The organism is Embleya sp. NBC_00896, from assembly GCF_045207785.1.
Lineage (GTDB): Bacteria > Actinomycetota > Actinomycetes > Streptomycetales > Streptomycetaceae > Embleya.
The window spans coordinates 950,255-968,560 of record NZ_CP108776.1; the positions used below are offsets into that span (position 1 = coordinate 950,255).

Consider the following 18,306-nt stretch of genomic DNA (forward strand, 5'->3'; position numbering starts at 1 on the left):
GGGTTGTGGCCTCCGTCAGGTCTCGGTTGTGTGGATTATCTGGCGGATTGCCTCGCCGGTTGCCAGGAGTTCCATGGCGTCGTTGAGGTGGGTCAGGGGGACCGTGCCTGTGTGTAGGTGCTCCACCGGCATCAGGCCGGCTCGCCACAGGTCGAGGTAGCGCGGGATGTCGCGGCGGGGGATCGCGTCGCCCATGTATGAGCCGATCAACGACTTTCCCTCGCCCGCGAAGGCGAGTGCCGGGACGCCGTCGAGCATGCGTCCGGGCGCCGGGAGGCCCACCGACACGACCTTGCCGCCGCGGTCCACCGCGGACAGGCAGTCCGCGACCACGCGCGCGCTGCCGACCGCCTCGATCGCCACGTCGAGCCCGCCGCCGGTGAGGTCGCGGATCGCCGCGACCGCGTCGGCCGGGTCGTACGCGTGCGACGCGCCCAGCCGCAGCGCGAGTTCGCGCTTGGCGGGCACCGGGTCGACCGCGACGATCGGGTACGCGCCGGCCGCCCGCGCGCCGAGTACGGCGGACAGCCCGACCCCGCCAAGCCCGAACACCGCGACGGACTGCCCGGGCCGTACCGCGGCTGTGTTGATCACCGCGCCCGCACCGGTGAGCACCGCACAGCCGAACATCGACGCGACCGCGAACGGCACATCGGCCGGGATCGGCACGACCGACTCCTGCGCCACCACCGCGTGGTCGGCGAACGCGGACACCCCGAGCTGATGGTGGACGACCTCGCCGGCCGCGTCGCGCAGCAGGGACGGCCCGTGCAGCAGCCCGCCAGAGCCGTTCGCCGCGGCGGCCGCGGAACACAGCGCCGGGCGGCCCTCGTCGCACCGCCCGCAGTGTCCGCAGCTGGGCACGAACACGATCGCGACGTGCTCCCCCGCCGCGACCCGGTCCACCCCGGGCCCCACCGCCTCGACCACGCCGACCGCCTCGTGCCCCAGCGCCATCGGCAGCGGCCGGACCCGGTCGCCGTTGACCACGGACAGGTCGGAGTGGCACAGGCTCGCCGCGGCGATCCGAACCAGCACCTCGCCCTCGCGCGGTGCGCCGAGTTCGAGTTCCTCGATCGCGACCGGCCGGCCGGCGCCGTACGGGCGTTCGCGTCCCACCGCCCGCAGCACCGCGGCCCGGATCCTCATATCGAGACCCGAGGCGTCAGCCGCGCCACGTCGCGGCTCTCCAGGAGCGGCACCACCTTGCCGAGCACGATCTCCCGGAAGTGCTCGGACGCGCAGTGCGCGGTGAAGTCGGCCTCGGCGTCGTACTCCTCGTACAACACGACCACGCGCGGGTCCTCGGTCCCCTGGTGCACGCGGTAGCCGCGACACCCGGGTTCCTCGATCGAGCGCCGGGCCATCTCGTCGAGCAGGCCCAGGACCTCGTCCTGCGCGTCGGGGTTGGTGCGGTAGCGGGCGACGACGACGTAACTCACGTAGTACTTCTCCTGACGGTGGGGGTGGCGGTGGGCGCGAGCGCCGCGAGCCGATCGCGGCGCAGGTCCCACAGCCGAGGGTCGGACGTGGCCACCGCGACCGCGCCGAGCGCGAGCGCCGCCGCCGCGTCCTCGGCGGTCTCGACGAACCCGGCGGCCACGAACGGGGACATCCCGCGCTTGGCCTCGGGGGTCATCCGGGCGACGATCGGCGACGGCATGATCTCGACGAGATCCGGGCCGCCGCGCGCGATCGCGTCCGTGCTGCGGCGCATGTTGTTGCGGTCCGTGACGAACACCTTCTGCATGGTCAGCAGCCCGAGCGGGCGGCCCTTCTCGACGAGCGAGAGCCGGGTGCTGACGATGCCGTGCGCGCCCATGGCCTTGAGGAACTCCAGCGCGCCCTTGTCCTGCGCGAGGCCGGGGCAGCTGTCGACGTTGACGAAGACGGTCTTGCCGGCCTGGCCGAGCAGCTGCACGATCTTGAGCAGCTGCCCGACGGGTATCGACGCGAGGATGCACACCCTGGCCGGTGCGCCGATGAAGTTCTGCAGCCGCTGGGGGCCGATGATCGAGGCGATGACCGGTACCTCGGCGAAGGCCGAGGACAGGACCGAGGACATCCGGGGTGCGCCTGCCGGGCGGTGACTGGTGCTCATGACCTACCTGAGTGCGGGCCGGGGCCGCCTCAGCGGGTGGAGTCCGCGTCGAAGCGGCTGGGAAGCCCCAGTTTGCCAGGATTGAGTATTCCGGCCGGGTCGAGGGTCTCCTTGACCTTGACGAAGGTCGCGAACCCGGCGCCGAGCGCGTCGGGCAGGTACGGACCGCGCAGCAGCCCGCAGCCGTGGTGGTGGCTGAGGGCCGCGCCCTGCCGGATCAGCACGGCGTTCGCCGCGTCCCACACCGCGCGGTACCACTCGCGCCGCCTGGGCCGATCCACGTCGCCGCGCAGCGAGAAGTACACGCACGCGCCGTCGGTGTACGCGTGCGACTGGTGCGCGGAGGCCGCCAGCGTGCCGGGCACCGCCTGGATCGCCGCGACGACCTCGTCGTAGACCTGCGCCAGCGCGGTCCAGGACCCGGCGATCTCCAGCGTGTCGGCGACGAAGCCGGGGCCGGGCGTGAAGCCGTCCGCGGACTTGCCCACCAGCATCCGCTCCTTGAGCCAGCGCTCGAACACCGCGTCGCTGTCCAACTCGGGACCGTACGCGAGGCAGACGTCCGCGGCGACCGCGAGCATCGCGTCGACCAGGATCGGGTCGCCCTCGTCCGCGATCAGCAGCAGGTTGGTCTCGGGGTGGTCGAAGTGCACCCCGCTCTCCAGCCTGTCGTACAGCCGCAGCACGGCCGGGGTCGCACCGCGCTGCATGATCTTGCGGCACGCGTCCAGGCCCTCGGCGAAGGTCTCGAAGCCGAACGCGAGCGCCTTGGCGTAGGACGGCAGCGGGTGCACCCGGATCCGCGCGGAGGTGATCACGCCGAGCGTGCCCTCCGAGCCGATGAAGACCTGCCGCAGGTCGGGGCCGGTCGCGGCGCGCGGATAGTCGCCGTACGTGGCCCGGGTGCCGTCGGCGTGCACGACGTCGATGCCGACGACCATGTCCTCGATCTTGCCGTAGCGGGTGGAGAGTTGGCCGGCGCCGCGGCACGCGATCCAGCCGCCGACCGTGGAGACCGCGAACGCGGACGGCCAGTGGCCGGTGGTGGCGCCGTAGGTCTCCTGGAGCTCCTGCTCGAAGAGGTCGCCGAACATGCCCGCCTCGACGTCCACGACGAGCGACTCGGCGTCGAAGGAGACGATCCGGTTCAGCCCGCACAGGTCGAGCACGACGCCGCCGTGCACCGGCAGCGCCGCGCCGGTGACGTTGCTGCGGCCCGCGGACGCGGTGACCGGGACGCCGGCCGCGTTGCAGATCCGCAGTACGGCGGCGACCTGGTCGGCGTCGACGACCTCGACGATCACCGCGTCCGGGGTGGCCGGGCGGCCGTCGGTCTCGCCGATCATCGTGCCCGCCCACCAGTCGCGGGTGCGGGTGACGACCTCGGCGCGGTCGGTGTGCACGGCCTTGGCGACGCCGCGCAGAGCCTCGATCACCGGGTCCGGGACCTCGACCACGGTGCCCTGGAGCGACGCCTCCCCGTCACCCACCGGGGTGGCGCGGGCCCACTTCGGCGGTGTGGGCGCGCCCACGATGTAGTCGCCGCGGTTGAACGGGTTGGTGATGGTCTGCCTGCTGATCACTTCGCTGCTCCTTCGAGTGCTTCGAATGCTTCGGGTCCTTCGAGAAGCACGGTCTTCTCGTGCTTGACGGCCGCGAGGTAGTCCGCGACCTGCTGCTCGATCTGCCGGGCGGTCAGGCCCAGTTCGGCGCCCAGGAGGCGGCCCACCTCCGGCGCGGCGGCGGCCGAGGCGTCGCGCGCGAACAGCCGCGCGCGGGTGCGCCGGGACAGCACGTCGTCCACCGAGCGGGCCATCTCCGAGCGGGCCGCGTAGACCACCTCGGCCTTGATGTACGGCATGCCCGCGACCACCGGCTCGGCCAGCGTGGTGTCGTCGGCGAGCAGGTCGGAGACGAACCGGGCCTCGGTGCCGTAGCGCTCGCCCAGGTGCGCGGCCATGCCGCCGGAGGCGGCGACCGCCTCGGCGTCGTAGCCGGCGCCGCCGATCAGCGCGAGGTTCGCGGTCCGGCTCCGGCCCTTGCGCCCGAGCACCTCCATGACCTTGTCGATCACCAGCTCGCCCATGTGCCGGCTGGTGGTGAGCTTGCCGCCGGTGACGGTGACCATGCCGCCGGCGCCGACGTCGATGTGGTGGTCGCGGCTCATGTCGAGCGTCGCGCCCTCCTTCTTGCCCACCAGCGGGCGCAGGCCGCCGATGCTGCCGACCACGTCGTCGGGGGTGAGCTTGCCCTCGAAGGCGGTGTTGGCGCCTTCGAGCAGGAACTCCATCTCCGGGCGCGTGCAGTGCACGTCGTCGGCGGAGCCCTGGTAGTCCTCGTCGGTGGTGCCGAGCACCACCGAGTCGCCCCAGCGCGTGCAGGTCGCGCGGCGGGCCCGGCCCGGGATCGGCACGGTGACCGTGCAGTCGATCCGGACCTTGCTCCACGGCACCACGATGTGCACCCCCTTGGCGGGGCGAACCTGCGGCTTGTGGTCCGCGTCGGCCATCCCGTCGACGGTGTCGCTCCATACGCCGGTCGCGTTGACCACGGCCGACGCGCGGACGTCGATCTCCTCGCCGTCCACCACGATCCGGGCACCGGCGGCCCGGCCGCGCTCGGTCAGCACCCGGTCGACCCGCGCGCCGTTGAGCACGGTGGCGCCGAGGGCGACGGCGGTGCGCACGATGGTCAGCACCAGTCGGGCGTCGTCGGCGCGGCCGTCGAAGTACATCAGGCCGCCCTTGAGGTTCTCCGCGCGCAGCGTGGGGGCGTGCGCGAGCACCTCGTCGACGGTGAGCCGCTGGTGCAGCTTGCCGATCCGCCAGCCGCCGACCAGGTCGTAGGTCCAGAGCAGGCCCTCGAAGCCCTTCGCGAGGCGGGCGTCGAAGATGCCCTCCTTCTCCAGGATCGGGAACAGGAACGGCAGGCGGTGCACCAGGTGCGGCGCGTTCTTGCGGAAGCGGTGCCGCTCCAGGAGCGAGTGCCGGACCAGGTTGACGTTGCCCTGCTCGATGTAGCGCAGGCCGCCGTGCACCATCTTCGAGGACTTGGAGGATGTCCCCGACGCGAAGTCGTCCTTCTCCACCAGGGCCACGTCCAGGCCGCGCGAGGCCGCGTCGAGGGCCGCGTAGGCACCGGTGACGCCGCCGCCGATCACGAGCACGTCGAACCCGTGGTCCGCCAGTCGGCGCTTGGCCGCGCTCCGGTCGAGAAGCAACGGCTTCCCACGGGTGGCCGCCGCTGACGCACGCCGAGGCTTGCGGGCGGGCAAGGTGATCACAGTCAACTCCTGGGGTTTGTCCGGGGGTCCGATGACGGACCCCCGGGGTCGTACGTGGTGCCTGGTACGTGATGCCTGGTACGTGATGCCTGGTACGTGATGCCTGGTACGTGGTGCCTGGTACGTGGTGCCGCAGTGCGTGCCGCCCGTGCGTGGTTCAGCCGAGGTGCGGCGCCAGGACGGCACGCCAGACCGCCCGTTGTTCGCCGCGCCACCCGGCCGCGGTGGCGGGTTCGAAGACGCGGCCGCGCGGCTGCGCCTCGACCACCTCCTCGAGCGAGGACCACAGGCCCTCGCGGACGCCGGCCAGATACGCGGTGCCGCGCAGGCTCGCGGTCGCGGAGTCGGCGGCACGCTCCAGCGGCAGGCCGACGAGGTCCGCCTGGATCTGCATGAGCGTGTCGCTGCCGGCGACGCCGCCGCCCACCCGCAGCCGCCGGAACGGCGCCTGCATGGTCTCGGCGACGCCGTCGATGAGGTCGCACACCGAGTGCGCGATCCCGTCGAGGACGGCCCGGGCGACGTCGGCCCGGGTGGTGGCGAGGGTCAGGCCGCTGAGCGCGGCCTGGGCCTCGGGACGCCACGCGGGGGTACGGATGCCGGCCAGCGCGGGCACGAACCACGCGCGCCGGCCCGCGCCCGCCTCGGCGTGCGCGGCGAGTTCGCCGATCTCCGCGGGCGAGGCGAAGAAGCCGAGGTCCTCGCACAACCAGCGCAGCGCGGACCCGGTGGTCGAGCAGTACGCCTCCAGGCTGAAGTGCGTGGTGTCGCCCTGCCGCCACCCGGGCTGCGCGAGCACGCCGGTCACCCCGGGGATCGGCAGCGCGGGGGTGCCCCCGGTGGCCGCGTCCACGAACGTGCCCGTGCCGTACACGCACATGCCCTGCCCCGCGCTCAGCCCGCCGAGCGCGATCAGCGCCGCGTGCTGATCACCCATCACCGCAGCCAACGGCAGGGCGACGCCCAGGAGTTCGGGGTCGGTGTCGGCGTAGCCCCGGTCGTCGTCGGCGAACAGGTCCGGCAGCAGTTCGAGCGGAAACCCGAGTTGCTCGACCCATGCGCGGTCCCACGCGTGTTCGCGCAGCAGGTAGGCGCCGGCCGAACCGGCGTTGCTCGCCGAGATCGCGTGCGCGGCCCCGCCGGTGAACTTCCAGGCCAACCAGGTGTCGACGGTGCCGAAAGCGAGCGTCCCGGCCGCGTAGGCCGCCGCCACCGCCGGCACCTCCGCGATCTGCCGCGCGGCCCAGTAGAACGGCGCCCGGCTGCCCACCGGTCGCCCGAGCCGCGCGGTCAGCACGTCGTCCCACTCGGCCTCGTAGGCGAGCAGGTGCCGGGCGTACCGCCGGTCCTGCCACACGCACGCCGGCACCAGCGGCAGACCGGTCCGCCGGTCCCACAGCATCGCGGTGGCCCGCTGCGTGGACAGCGCGAGCGCGGCGATCTCGACGTTGTTCGCGCGCGCCCAGGCCAGCGCCTCGCGACAGACGGCCAGCGTGGCCGTCCAGATCTCGACGGGGTCCTGCTCCACCGAGTTCTCGTCCGGGTGGTTCACCGCGATCTGCCGGTACACCACGTGTCCGACCGTCCCGGAGTCCAGCACGACTCCGGCCCGGGTCCCCGTGGTGCCCTCGTCCACGGACAGGATGCCGAGGCGCCGTCCGGGGTCGTGGAACGTCTGCGTCATCACAGCCCTTTCGGTCTGTTGGTTCCGATGAGCCCAATGGGCACGATGAGCTCGATGAGCCCGATTGGCCCGCTTGGCCCGATGAGCTTGATGAGCCCTATGGGCCTTATGGGCACGATGAGCCCGATGAGCCCGATTGCGAGTCTTTCGTGGTCGACCCCGCTCAGCGGGTGACCAACGCGGACTTCCCGGGCTCACCTGACTCGCCGGGCTCCCCGGATCCCGCGGGCTTCGCCGCCCGCTCCGTCAGGACCGGCACGTCCGGGTCCTCGTCCGGCGCGATCGCCCGGGTCGGGTCCCACTTGATCAACAAGCAGGTGATCAGGCCGAGCAGCGGCACCACGGCCAGCACCAGGAACGTCTTGTCGAGCCCGATCCCGTCCTTGATCTGCGGGAACAGGTACAGCCCCGCGACGCTGCCGAAGCTGCCGATCATCCCGGTGACACCGGTGCCGAGGGTGCGCACCTCACTGCGGTAGGACAGCGCCGCGATCGACTTGCCGTTCGCGCCGGGTCCGGCCGAGTGACAGAAGATGAACATCGCGGGGAGGATGAAGGCGATCCAGGTCGGCACCCGGTCGAAGGTCAGGCCCATCGCGACGAGCATCACGAACACGCCGCCGAAGCCGATCGCCGAGCTCACCCGCAGGCCGAGCCTGCGGCCGACGTACGCGGACAGGAGGCCGCCGACGATGCCGAAGGCGTTGAACACCATCGACCCGACCGTGGCCTTCTCGAAGCTGTTGCCGAAGATGGCGAGGCTGATCACCGGCAGGTACCAGCCGACCGCGAAGTACTGCATCGACTGCGCGAGCGAGATCGCCGAGGACAGGATCGTGCGCGGCAGGTACTTGCCCCGGAACAGGATCCCGGCCTGCTTCATCCCCACGTTCGGTGGGACCTCGTCGGCGTCCGCGTCGTCGTGCGCGGCACCCGCGGCGGCCGGCGTGGCGGCGACGGCTCGAATGCCGTAGATCCGTTCCAGGTTGCGGACCGCGTCCTCCAGGCGACCCTTGGTGGCCAGCCAGGACGGGCTCTCGACCAGGAAGAGCCACTGGAGGACGAACAGGCTCAGCGCGATCACCCCGGCCGAGCCGACCGACCAGCGCCAGATGTCCGCGCCGACGTCGAACTTGAAGCAGATCAGGGTGAGCAGCAGGTTGCCGGTGGTGGCGATGTACCAGATGCCCTGCCACAGGTTGAGCCGGCCGCGCAGCGACTTGGGCGTGTACTCGGCCAGCAGGGCCATCGCGACCGCGAAGTCGACGCCGTACGCGACGCCGACCAGCACCCGGCCGAACCACACGACGGTGAAGTCGTCGGCGGTGGCCGCGATCACGGCACCGGCAAGCGCGAACAGCTTGGCCATCAGCAGTGGGGGCACCCGGCCGATCCGGGTCGCGAGCCAGCCGCCGATGGGGTTGAACAGGATCGCGAGCGCCGGCGCGGTGGCGGTGAGGATGGAGACCTGAGTGCTGCTCAGGTCCATCTGCTTCGTCATCGGGGCGAGCCCGGCGCCGAGCGCGGCGTTGGAGTATGCGTCGAGGAACAATCCCCCGAACACGAGGAACCAGATGACCTTGGCCCGACCGGAGATGCTCCCCAGCCGGTCGATGAGCGCGACGACGTCCTTGACGCCTCTGACGCTCTGCTTCTGTGCCATAAGCCCGTCCTTCGAAAAAAGGACCAGTCGGCGACACGCGAGCGCTAACGCGTAGGAGGGCACAGCGAAGCCACCGACAGGTGGTCTTCGTCTGTTCCTGCCAAAGAATGATCTGGACCCTATGAGCGGTATTTGGGGCTGTCAAGGGTCCGTATCGCCCCGATCGCCCCGATCACCCCGGGGCCGCCGATCACCGGCGTTCGAGATGCCCGCTCGCGGACGCTGTCGGGAGCGGCGCTCAGGCGGGAGGATGGGGCCCATGATCCACTCAGCCGCGGACAACCGCTACGAATCGATGCGCTACCGCCGGGCCGGTGCCAGTGGGGTCAAGCTGCCGGCGGTCTCGCTCGGACTGTGGCACAACTTCGGTGACACCCAGCCCATGGAGGTTCAGCGCGCGGTGCTGCGCCGGGCCTTCGATCTCGGCGTGACGCACTTCGACCTCGCGAACAACTACGGCCCGCCGTACGGCTCGGCCGAGGCCAACTTCGGCGTGCACTTCCGGGCCGACTTCCGGCCCTACCGCGACGAGTTGTTCATCGCCTCGAAGGCGGGCTACGACATGTGGCCGGGGCCGTACGGCGACGGCGGCTCGCGCAAGTACCTGCTCGCGAGCCTGGACCAGTCGCTCGGTCGGATGGGCCTGGACTACGTCGACGTCTTCTACTCGCACCGCTACGACCCGGAGACTCCGCTGGAGGAGACGATGGGCGCGCTGGACACCGCCGTTCGGTCCGGGCGCGCGCTGTACGCGGGCATCTCGAACTACGGCCCCGAACAGCACCGTCGGGCGGTCGCGATCCTGCGCGAGATGGGTACACCGGTACTGCTCAACCAGGCGGCGTACTCGATCCTGGACCGCGGGCCGGAGCAGGGCGTGCTGGACGCGGTGGGCGAGACCGGTACCGCGTTGATCGCCTATTCGCCGTTGGCCCAGGGCCTGTTGACCGACCGTTACCTCGACGGCGTGCCCGCCGGCTCGCGGATGGCGGTGGGCCACTTCCTCCGGGAGGACGCGCTCACCGACGGGCGCCTGGCGCTGATCCGCGCGCTGAACAAGCTCGCGCGGGACCGCGGTCAGACGCTGGCCCAGCTCGCGCTCACCTGGCTGCTGCGGGACGAGCGGGTGGTGTCGGTGATCGTCGGCGCGAGCAGCGTACGCCAGTTGGAGCAGAACCTGTCCGCGGTGGGTCAACCGGATCTGACCGCCGCCGAGATCGCCGAGGTCGACCGGCTCTGCGCGCAGGTCTGACCGGTCGTCGACCCGCCGCGTCAACTCGCCTGGGATGCCGGGGACTTGATCAAGTCCCCGGCTTCGACGCGGGCCAGGGAGGGGACCACTCGGCGGCCCGGTGCGGGCGGGATCGGCGTGGTCGTGGACACCGCGAGCACGGCGCACCCGGCGGCCTCCGCGGACGTGATGCCCACGACCGTGTCCTCGACCGCGACGCACGCGCTCGGCTCGACCCCGAGCGCGGTCGCCGCGGCCAGATAAGGGGCGGGGTCCGGCTTCGTCCGCGCGACGTCCTCGGCCGCGACGGTGACCGCGAAGCGGTCGGCCCCCAGCGCGTCCCGCACCAGGTCCACGACCCGGCGCGGCGACGCCGACACGATCGCGACCGGCACCCCGGCGGCGGCCAGGCCGTCCAGCAGCGCGAGCACCCCCGGCAGCGGCTCGATCCGCCGCTCGACCCGCGCCATGAACGCCGCGTCCAACGCGTCGGACAGCTCGTGCACACAGGGCGCCTCGGCGACCACCGCGTGCAGGTAGGCCGCCGTATGCCCGATCGCGTGCCCCACCACGTCCGCCGCGTCCGTCTCCCCCAGCACGTACCCCACCCGAGCCGCCACGTCGGCGACCGCCTCCCACCACAACCGCTCGGTGTCGACAAGGGTCCCATCCATGTCGAACAACACGGCGGAGGACGGCTGGACGGACACACTGACTCGTTTCGACGGACTCGGCAGGACGCGCCCACGACGCTGCCAGACCGACGTGATCGGCACACCACACCGGGATGGCGAACACATGAACGCTCTCGGGCCCGGGCCGCGCTCGGACCCGGGCCGCGCTCGGCGCCCGAGGTCAGTCGCGGAGCGTGGCGGCGCGGAGGGAGAGGATGTCGGGAAGGTGTTGGGCGATGCGTTGCCAGTGGTCGCCGTGGTGGCGGCCGCGGTAGATCTCGCCGCTGCGGGAGCCGAAGTACAGGCTGGTGTTCTCGGCGTCGTCGGTGCACATCGCGTCGCGCATGACCGCGGTCCAGAAGGCGTCGGGAAGGCCGTCGGACAGGGCGGTCCAGGTCGTGCCGGCGTCCTCGCTGCGGTAGACGCGGCACAGGCCGTCGACGGGGAAGCGCAGCATGTCGGCGGTGAGCGGGACCACGTAGACGGTGTCCGGGCGATGCGGGTGGACCACGATGGTGAAGCCGAAGTCGGCGGGCAGGCCGTCGGCGATCGACTTCCACGTCGCGCCCGCGTCGTCGCTGCGGTAGACGCCGTGGTGGTTCTGGAGGAACAGGCGGTCGGGGCGGTCCGGGTGGCGGGCGACCTTGTGCACGCACTGGCCGTACTCGGGGTATTCGTCGGGCTGGAACGAGACGTGGATGCCGGTGTTGGACGGGTTCCAGCTCGCGCCGCCGTCCTCGGTCACGTACACGCCGCCGGTCGACATCGCGACCGTGATCCGCTGCGGGTCGGTGGGGTGCGGCAGCACGGTGTGGATCGCCTGGCCGCCGTAGCCTGCCCCCCAGTTGGGCCGGTGCGGGTGGTCCCACAGCGCGCGGACCAGCGTGAAGGACCGACCGCCGTCCTCCGAGCGGAACAGCGCGGACGGTTCGACCCCGGCGTAGACCACGTCCGGTTCCGATGGCGGGCCGGGCGTCAGTTGCCAGACCCGCTCGACCGACGCGCCCACGTCCTCGGGGAAGCCGATCCGGCCCAGGTCCGGCTCGCGCCAGGTGGCGCCGAGGTCGTCGCTGATCACCACGATCGGGCCGAACTGCTCGTGGGCCACGCCCGCCATCACCCGCGGCGCGTCCCCACGCGTGTCGATCGCGACCGAGTAGACGCCCGTCATCGGGTGGTGCGGCCCGGTGAATTCCCAGGGCTCGTCGTCGCGTGCGCGGCCCAGCCACAGTCCCTTGCGGGTTCCGACGGCGAGCAGAACGGAGTTCGTCATGGTGGCCTCCAGGCAGCGTTCCGTGTGCGGGAAACGCTACGCGGCGGATGTGATATTCGCCCGATTCGATGCCTTTTGCCGCACCGTGGCCACACGGTTGCCACGCCTGGGCCACACGTTTGCCACGCCGGGGCCGCGAAACTCCTAGGGCAGCCTGCGGCGACCCGGGAAGCCGAGGTCGAGGCGGTGGTACCAGCCGAGTTCGCGGTCGCCTTCGAGCCAGCACAGCAGCACCGGCACGCCGTCGAGGTCGGCCGGGAAGTCGACGAGCAGCGGCGCGAAGCCCTTGAGCTCGGCGCCGGTCTGCTGGATCCGGGTCATCAGGTCGTCGAGCCGGGCCTGCATGCCCTTGAGCTCGGGCAACCCGCCCAGGTCCGAGGGGGCCGCGCCGTGTTCGAGCACGGCGGTCAGCTCGGCCGCGTCGGCCCGCACGGTGATCAGCTCGTCCAGCACCGGCAGCAGTCGGGCCAGCTCGGCGCGTGCCTCGTCCACCGTGAACAGCCCCATGGGGCACAGCCTCCCACGTCCGCCGGCGGCCGGTGCCGGCGGCTCAGCCGAACAGCTTGTCGTTCTCCTCCACACCGGGCCGGGAGCCGTGGTTGGCGTGCACGTTGAAAATGCCACCGTCGGCCTCGGCCCGGACGGTCCGGCCGCGCTCGACGAGCAGGCCCTCGTGGTTCGTGGTGGCACCGCGCCTGCCGACCGCGACGACGATCGCGACGATGACGGCGGCCAGGCCGGCCGCGAACAAGACGATCGTGATCACGATGACTCCCAGGGGTCGCGTGGTCCCGCCGTGTCGTGCGATGACCACGGAACGTCCCGCCACCGCGGGGTGGTCCCGCGGTGCTACATGATCCATGCCCGTTCTCGCGGCGCCGACCCATTTCCCGCGCAGCGGGCCGCCAGCGCGCGCAGCCTGGCCTCGTCGCCGTCGGCGGAGGGGTCCAGGCGCAGCAGGTCCTCGACGAAGCGGCGATTGTCCGGGCGACAGCGGATCTCCTGCGCGGCCGCGGTCTCGGCGTCCAGGAGCGCGGTGACCGCCTCGGTGCGCCGGCCGACCCCGGCGAGGGCGCGCGCGATGTCGATGAGGTGCCGGGCCTGCCGGCCGCGCGGCAGGACGGCGAGTCCGGTCGGGGCGAACCGGCCGGCGATCGCGCGCGCGTACTCGCCGAGCAGCATGTGCGCGGTGACCCGGCACAGCGGCACCTGGATCGCGCCGGGGTCGGCCCGCTCGGCCGCGTCCAGCAGGTCGCGGGTGGCCGGCCGGTCGCCCAGTCGGGCCGTGGCCAGTGCCGCCCCGAGTCGCAGGGTGCGCAGCGCCGCCCGCCCGGCCGCACCGCGCAGGCCCGCCGCCGCGGTCAGGTCCGCGTCGACGCCGAGCGCGAATTCGGCCGCCGCGCCGGCCCTTCGTGCCGGACCATCGCGCCGGTCAGCCGGTGTGCGGCGAGCGCGAGGACCACCACGTCCCCGCTGCGACCGGCCGCGGTGACCGCGCGGTCGGCGGCGCGCCACGCGAGGTTGGCGTCGCCGAACGTGCCGGCGGCCGCGGCGGCCAGGCCCAGCGCGTCGGAGCGCACGGCGGCCGTCGCGGCCGATTTGGTCGCGGCGCCGCCGGCGGCGGATACCTCGGTCCCCGTCGTCGCGTCCAGCACGGGGGCGACCACGCGGTCCAGGCACAGGTAGTCGGCCGCCGCGTACGCGGTCCAGCCGTACGCCAACTCCCGACGCAGGATCGGCAGATCCGGTGCGGGCCGGGCCGGCTCCCCCAGCCGGGCGGACGCGGTGTCGGCGCGACGCAGCGCGACGCGGATGGCGCCGAGCGGATCGGTCTCCGGGCCGCCGCCCTCGGTCGGATTGCCGGGCAGCAGCCGGTCGAGCCCGATGTGCAGCACGTCGCAGGCCCGGGCCAGGACGGACAGGCGCGGGTCGGCTTGCCGGTGACCGGCCTCGACGTCCTCGACCCAGCGCACGGATCGACCCATCAGCCGGGCGAAGTCGGCCTGGGTCAGGCCGCGACGGGTACGCCAGAACGCTAGTCGGCGGCCGATCCCACTCACCGTGTGCATGATGCCTGTACCCCCTCTAGGTGGTGCCCGGATGTGGTGCCTGTGGCCAATGCCCGTGGTGGTGTATATGTGGTGCGCGTGACAGCGGATACCCACGCACACTGCGTGGATTCTGTCGGGGTGTCCGCCGGTACCTTCGGCCGGGTCGCGGCAATCGAATTTCGGACCGGTTTGCCCCTGGGAGAAAGTCGATGAGGCCAGTGATGCGTTCTTCCCGAGCCGACCGGCCGCAGGCGCGCTCACGGCCGCGTCGGACGTTGTCCATCCGGACGCTGCTGGTCCTGCTGACCGTGGTGCCCTCGATGGCGATGGTGCTGCTGTGGGGTTTCGCCAGTTACCGGCTCGCCGACCACGCGCGCGGCCTGGACAACGAGATCTCCGTCGCCTCGCGCGCGGGCACCCCCAGTTACAACACGATGATCGCGCTCCGCCAGGAACGGCGGCTGACGGCGGCGTGGATGGCCAAGCCGTCCGCCGAATCGGTCGAGGCCCTGCGCGCGCAGCGGGAGCGGACCACGGAGACCGTCCGGCAGTTCGTCGGCTTCGCGAACAGCGGCGCGCGCGAGACTCCGGGGCACGCGGTGCGCCGGGCCCGCGAGATCCTCCCGGAACTGGCCCAGTTGGCCGATGTCCGGCGCCAGGTGGACGCGACCGGCTCGGGCGGGCGGGACCGCTGGCTCGGCTACTACACGAAGCAGATCGCCAACCAGATCACCATGGTCCAGGCGTTGGCCGAGACGTCCGACACCGATGTCACGTACGTGGGTTCGTTCCTGGTGAACCAGTTCCGCGCCGGGGAGGCGTTGGCGCAGGAGGACCTGCTGGTGACGTTCGCGCAGGCGAACGGCCGGCTGACCCAGCACGACTACGCCGAGTTCGTCCAGGCCGTGGGCGTGCGTCGGCACGCCTACGCGGTCGAGATCGAGCCCTACCTGCCCGCCCGGCTGCGTCCGCTGTACACGGTGCTCACCCAGAGCACGGCCTGGCGGGATCTGGTCGCGACGGAGGACGCGATCATCGCGGCGGTCGACGCTCCGAAGGAGTCCGCCCGCGATCGGGCCGCCGGGGCCGGTGTCGCGCTGCCGGGCGGCGTGGCCAAGTGGCGCGCGACGAACGACCAGGTCGAGGGATTGGTGACGGCCTTCGACTTCGGCCGCACCGACCAGATCTTCGCGACCGGTGACGCGGCCACCTCCGACAGCTGGAACCAGGTGTACCTGCTCAGCGCGATCAGCTTCGCTTTCGTGCTGGTGGGCGGGCTGCTGTGCTGGCGGGTGACGCGTTCGGTCCGGCTGCGGCTGTTCCGGCTGCGCGACGCGACCGTCGAACTCGGCACGCGTCGGCTGCCCGACGTGGTCGAGCGGTTGCAGCGCGGCGAGCACGTGGACGTGGCCGCCGAGACGCCGGACCTGGTGACCGACCGGGACGAGATCGGCCAGGTGGCGGCGGCGTTCAACACCGCGCAGCGGGCCGCGGTCGACGGCGCGGTGCAACTGGCGCGCGAGCGCCAGGGCTTCGCGAAGGTCTTCGTCAACACGGCGCTGCGCACCCAGTCGCTGGTGAACCGTCAGATCGGCGAGCTGGACGCGATGGAGCGCCGGCACCAGGATCCCGAACTGCTGCGCGAGTTGTTCACGATCGACCACCTGGCCACCCGCCTGCGTCGGTACGAGGAGAACCTTGTGGTGCTCACGGGCAACCGGCCGGGCCGCCGGTGGAGTCGTTCGGTACGCATCGTCGACGTGGTGCGCAGCGCGATCGGCGAGGTCGAGGACTACCACCGCGTCGAGGTGTACACCGACCCGGACCTGGAGCTGACCGGCCCCTCGGTGGGCGGCGTGATCCACCTGCTGGCCGAACTCATCGAGAACGCGACGATGTTCTCGCCGCCGGACACGCCCGTGCACGTGCGGGCGGTCACCGTCGCCAAGGGCCTGGCGATCGAGATCGAGGACCGCGGCCTGGGCATGCCGGAGGACGAGTACGACGTGCTCAACCGGCAGTTGTCGGTGCCGGTCGCGTTCGACGTGATCGCGCTCGCCGACGACGTGCGGCTGGGCCTGTTCGTGGTCGCGCAGCTCGCCGATCGGCTCGGGGTGAGCGTCACGCTGCGCCCGTCCCCGTACGGCGGGACGCTGGCGATCGTGTTCCTGCCCGAGGAGCTGATCATGCGCGGCGCGGCCGAACCGGCCGAGACCGCCGGGCCGTTCGAGCAGGTACAGATCGCGGCGCCGGAGTCGGTGGGCCGTCAGCACCCCGAGCCGCTCGCGCTGCCCGCCCCGCCCGAGCCGGTCCCCGTCGCGGCGCTGCCGCCGGCGCCCGCCAAGGCGCCCGAGGAGACCACCGCGGACGGCCGCCGGGTGCTCCCGCGCCGGGTGCGCCAGGCCAAACGGGCCGTGCCGTTGCGCGCCGAGTCGGCCGAACCGGCCGAGCCGGAAACCGATCCCGCGTCCCGTACCTCACCGCAGGACGCGGCGGCGACACTGTCCGCGTTCCGCCGCGCGAGCGAACGAGCCCGCGAGACTCCCGAGCCGGATTCCGTGCCCGACCCCCGATCCGGGTCGGGGCCGGAGCCGCAGTCCGTCCCGGCCGCGCCGGCCGAGTCCGAGCCCGCGTCGGGCCCGCAGCCCGCTGCCGGAAGCACCACGCACCCTGGGGAACCGTCATGACGAACACGTCCGAGCACGCCGGCGGCATCGCCACCACCGCGACCGACAGCCGGCTCGACTGGCTGCTGACCGACCTGGTCAAGCGCGTGCACGACACCCGGCACGCGGTGGTGCTGTCCGAGGACGGGCTGTTGATGAGCCGGTCCGAGACGATCCCGCGCGACGACGCGGAGCAGTTGTCGGCCGCGGCGGCCGGCCTACAGAGCCTGGCCCGCAGCATCGGGCGCGGCTTCAAGGGCGGTTCGGTGCGCCAGACGCTCGTGGAGATGGACGACGCGTTCCTGTTCCTGACCGCCGCCGGCAAGGGCGCACACCTCGCGGTGCTCGCCGAGCAGAGCGCGGACGTGGGCGTGGTCGCGTTCGAGATGAACATGCTCGTGAAGAAGGTCGGCGAGTATCTGGGCACCAAACCGCGCGGGAGCGACGCGGGCGGTCCGGCGTGAGTTCCCGGTGGGAGCACGCGTGGGACGAGAACGCGGGACCGCTGGTGCGCCCGTACACGCTCACGCGCGGGAGGACCAAGGCGGTGCGCGACGAGGACCTGACCCTGATCACGCTGGTGACCACGGTCGAGGCGACGCCGGCGACCCCGCCCGACGGTCCGGCATCCGCCGCGCGGCGGACCACCCGTGAGTCGCGCGGCCGCCAGCCCGAACATCAGCGAATCCTGGAGTTGTGCCGGGAGCCACAGGCGATCGCCGAGATCGCGGCCCTGATCGATCTGCCGGTGAGCATCACCAAGGTGCTCGTCGACGACCTGCTCCGCGACGGTCTGGTGACCGTCCGGGCACCACTCGCGCTGGCCCGAACCCCCGATCTGGCCCTGTTGAAGAAGGTACGCGATGGTCTCCTTCGGCTCTGACCTACTGCCCGCGAACGCGGCGGCGGTCAAGATCCTGATCGCGGGCGGATTCGGGGTCGGCAAGACCACACTCGTCGGCGCGGTCAGCGAGGTGCCGCCGCTGCACACCGAAGAGGTGATGACCGAGGCCGGCGTCGGCGTGGACGACACCGCCGGGATCGAGGCGAAGTCGCACACGACGGTCGCGCTCGACTTCGGCCGGATAACGCTGTCCGACGACCTGGTCCTGTATCTGTTCGGGGCTCCCGGCCAGGAACGGTTCTGGTCGCTGTGGGACGACCTGGCGATCGGCGCGCTCGGCGCGATCGTGCTGGTCGACACGCGGCGCCTGGAGTCCAGCTTCGGCAGCATCGACTTCTTCGAACGCCGGGGCATCCCGTTCGTGGTCGCCGTCAACCGCTTCGACTCGGCCGTCGACTACACGGTCGCCGAGGTCCGCGATGCCTTGGACCTTGGCGACGAGGTCCCGACGCTCCTATGCGATGCGCGTGCGCGTGCCTCCGGCCGAGATGTCCTCCTGTCCCTGATCGACCACCTGATGGCCACCGCCCCGGTACTCACAGCCCCCCGATCCTGACCCGGCCTCAAACGCCGGCCGGGCTGACGTTGGCCTCAATCGCCGGCCAGGCTGACATGAGCCGGCCTGCGGCCCGCTCGGCCTCAAACGCCGGCCGGGCTGGATGTACCCGGCCTCCGGCCGAGGTGGCCTCAAACGCCGGCCGGGCTGTATATACCCGAAGACCAAGCCAAATCAGCCCGGCCGGCGTTTGAGGCCAAGTAGCCCGGCCGGCGCTTGA

General features: G+C 72.1%; 17 protein-coding genes and 1 pseudogene. 5 read left to right on the forward strand and 13 right to left on the reverse strand.

Annotated features, from left to right (window positions below):
- Window positions 1-15: 15 nt before the first annotated feature.
- The 7 genes from OG928_RS04540 to OG928_RS04570 form a co-directional block, all read right to left on the reverse strand.
- Window positions 16-1,149: a zinc-binding dehydrogenase gene (locus OG928_RS04540; RefSeq protein ID WP_406279571.1), complete on the reverse strand. Its 1,134-nt coding sequence runs from the start codon at window positions 1,147-1,149 to the stop codon at window positions 16-18.
- Entirely contained in the window at window positions 1,146-1,442 is a 297-nt protein-coding gene (locus OG928_RS04545) for a putative quinol monooxygenase (protein WP_406279574.1), read from the reverse strand. Before OG928_RS04545 ends, OG928_RS04540 begins: the two co-directional genes overlap by 4 nt.
- Complete coding sequence (locus OG928_RS04550; protein ID WP_406279577.1) at window positions 1,439-2,101, reverse strand: glycerol-3-phosphate responsive antiterminator; 663 nt, start codon at window positions 2,099-2,101, stop codon at window positions 1,439-1,441. Before OG928_RS04550 ends, OG928_RS04545 begins: the two co-directional genes overlap by 4 nt.
- Window positions 2,102-2,130: 29 nt before the next feature.
- Window positions 2,131-3,684 carry an FAD-binding oxidoreductase gene (locus tag OG928_RS04555; protein WP_406279580.1) on the reverse strand — a complete coding sequence of 518 codons (1,554 nt, stop codon included), beginning with the start codon at window positions 3,682-3,684 and terminating at the stop codon, window positions 2,131-2,133.
- Window positions 3,681-5,384, reverse strand: a complete 1,704-nt coding sequence (locus OG928_RS04560) for an FAD-dependent oxidoreductase (RefSeq protein WP_406279583.1) — start codon at window positions 5,382-5,384, stop codon at window positions 3,681-3,683. The genes OG928_RS04555 and OG928_RS04560 overlap by 4 nt, the downstream gene beginning before the upstream one ends.
- 157 nt (window positions 5,385-5,541) lie before the next feature.
- Entirely contained in the window at window positions 5,542-7,068 is a 1,527-nt protein-coding gene (locus OG928_RS04565) for an FGGY family carbohydrate kinase (RefSeq protein WP_406279586.1), read from the reverse strand.
- A 163-nt stretch (window positions 7,069-7,231) separates the two neighbouring features.
- Window positions 7,232-8,731, reverse strand: a complete 1,500-nt coding sequence (locus OG928_RS04570) for an MFS transporter (RefSeq protein ID WP_406279589.1) — start codon at window positions 8,729-8,731, stop codon at window positions 7,232-7,234.
- Between the two features lie 259 nt (window positions 8,732-8,990).
- Here OG928_RS04570 and OG928_RS04575 point away from each other — a divergent pair, with 259 nt between their 5' ends.
- On the forward strand, window positions 8,991-9,983 hold the full coding sequence (locus OG928_RS04575) for an aldo/keto reductase (protein WP_406279592.1): 993 nt from the start codon (window positions 8,991-8,993) through the stop codon (window positions 9,981-9,983).
- Between the two features lie 20 nt (window positions 9,984-10,003).
- On the opposite strand, the gene OG928_RS04580 is transcribed toward OG928_RS04575, so the two are convergent.
- The 6 genes and pseudogenes from OG928_RS04580 to OG928_RS04605 all read right to left on the reverse strand — a co-directional run.
- Window positions 10,004-10,672, reverse strand: coding sequence for an HAD family hydrolase (locus OG928_RS04580; protein ID WP_406279595.1), 669 nt, complete (start codon window positions 10,670-10,672; stop codon window positions 10,004-10,006).
- A gap of 145 nt (window positions 10,673-10,817) precedes the next feature.
- Entirely contained in the window at window positions 10,818-11,909 is a 1,092-nt protein-coding gene (locus tag OG928_RS04585) for an exo-alpha-sialidase (RefSeq protein ID WP_406279597.1), read from the reverse strand.
- Between the two features lie 144 nt (window positions 11,910-12,053).
- Window positions 12,054-12,416 (reverse strand): DUF2203 domain-containing protein, encoded by a 363-nt coding sequence (locus OG928_RS04590; protein WP_406279600.1) that lies wholly within the window; start codon window positions 12,414-12,416, stop codon window positions 12,054-12,056.
- Between the two features lie 43 nt (window positions 12,417-12,459).
- Window positions 12,460-12,675: a hypothetical protein gene (locus tag OG928_RS04595; RefSeq protein ID WP_406279602.1), complete on the reverse strand. Its 216-nt coding sequence runs from the start codon at window positions 12,673-12,675 to the stop codon at window positions 12,460-12,462.
- A gap of 83 nt (window positions 12,676-12,758) precedes the next feature.
- The gene (locus OG928_RS04600; RefSeq protein ID WP_406291331.1) at window positions 12,759-13,424 is read right to left on the reverse strand and encodes a hypothetical protein; all 666 of its coding nucleotides are present in this window, start codon (window positions 13,422-13,424) and stop codon (window positions 12,759-12,761) included.
- Between the two features lie 377 nt (window positions 13,425-13,801).
- Window positions 13,802-13,978 (reverse strand): annotated as a pseudogene (locus OG928_RS04605) (helix-turn-helix domain-containing protein); the annotation flags it as partial.
- A gap of 203 nt (window positions 13,979-14,181) precedes the next feature.
- On the opposite strand from OG928_RS04605, the gene OG928_RS04610 reads away from it, so the two are divergent.
- Genes OG928_RS04610 through OG928_RS04625 form a run of 4 tightly spaced genes read left to right on the forward strand, consistent with a single transcriptional unit; the run spans window position 14,182 to window position 18,086 of the window.
- Window positions 14,182-16,647 carry a nitrate- and nitrite sensing domain-containing protein gene (locus OG928_RS04610; RefSeq protein WP_406279605.1) on the forward strand — a complete coding sequence of 822 codons (2,466 nt, stop codon included), beginning with the start codon at window positions 14,182-14,184 and terminating at the stop codon, window positions 16,645-16,647.
- Window positions 16,644-17,090: a roadblock/LC7 domain-containing protein gene (locus OG928_RS04615; protein ID WP_406279607.1), complete on the forward strand. Its 447-nt coding sequence runs from the start codon at window positions 16,644-16,646 to the stop codon at window positions 17,088-17,090. The genes OG928_RS04610 and OG928_RS04615 overlap by 4 nt, the downstream gene beginning before the upstream one ends.
- Window positions 17,087-17,509: a DUF742 domain-containing protein gene (locus OG928_RS04620; protein ID WP_406279610.1), complete on the forward strand. Its 423-nt coding sequence runs from the start codon at window positions 17,087-17,089 to the stop codon at window positions 17,507-17,509. The genes OG928_RS04615 and OG928_RS04620 overlap by 4 nt, the downstream gene beginning before the upstream one ends.
- Window positions 17,490-18,086, forward strand: a complete 597-nt coding sequence (locus tag OG928_RS04625; RefSeq protein ID WP_406279613.1) for a GTP-binding protein — start codon at window positions 17,490-17,492, stop codon at window positions 18,084-18,086. The genes OG928_RS04620 and OG928_RS04625 overlap by 20 nt, the downstream gene beginning before the upstream one ends.
- The last annotated feature ends 220 nt before the right edge of the window (window positions 18,087-18,306 follow it).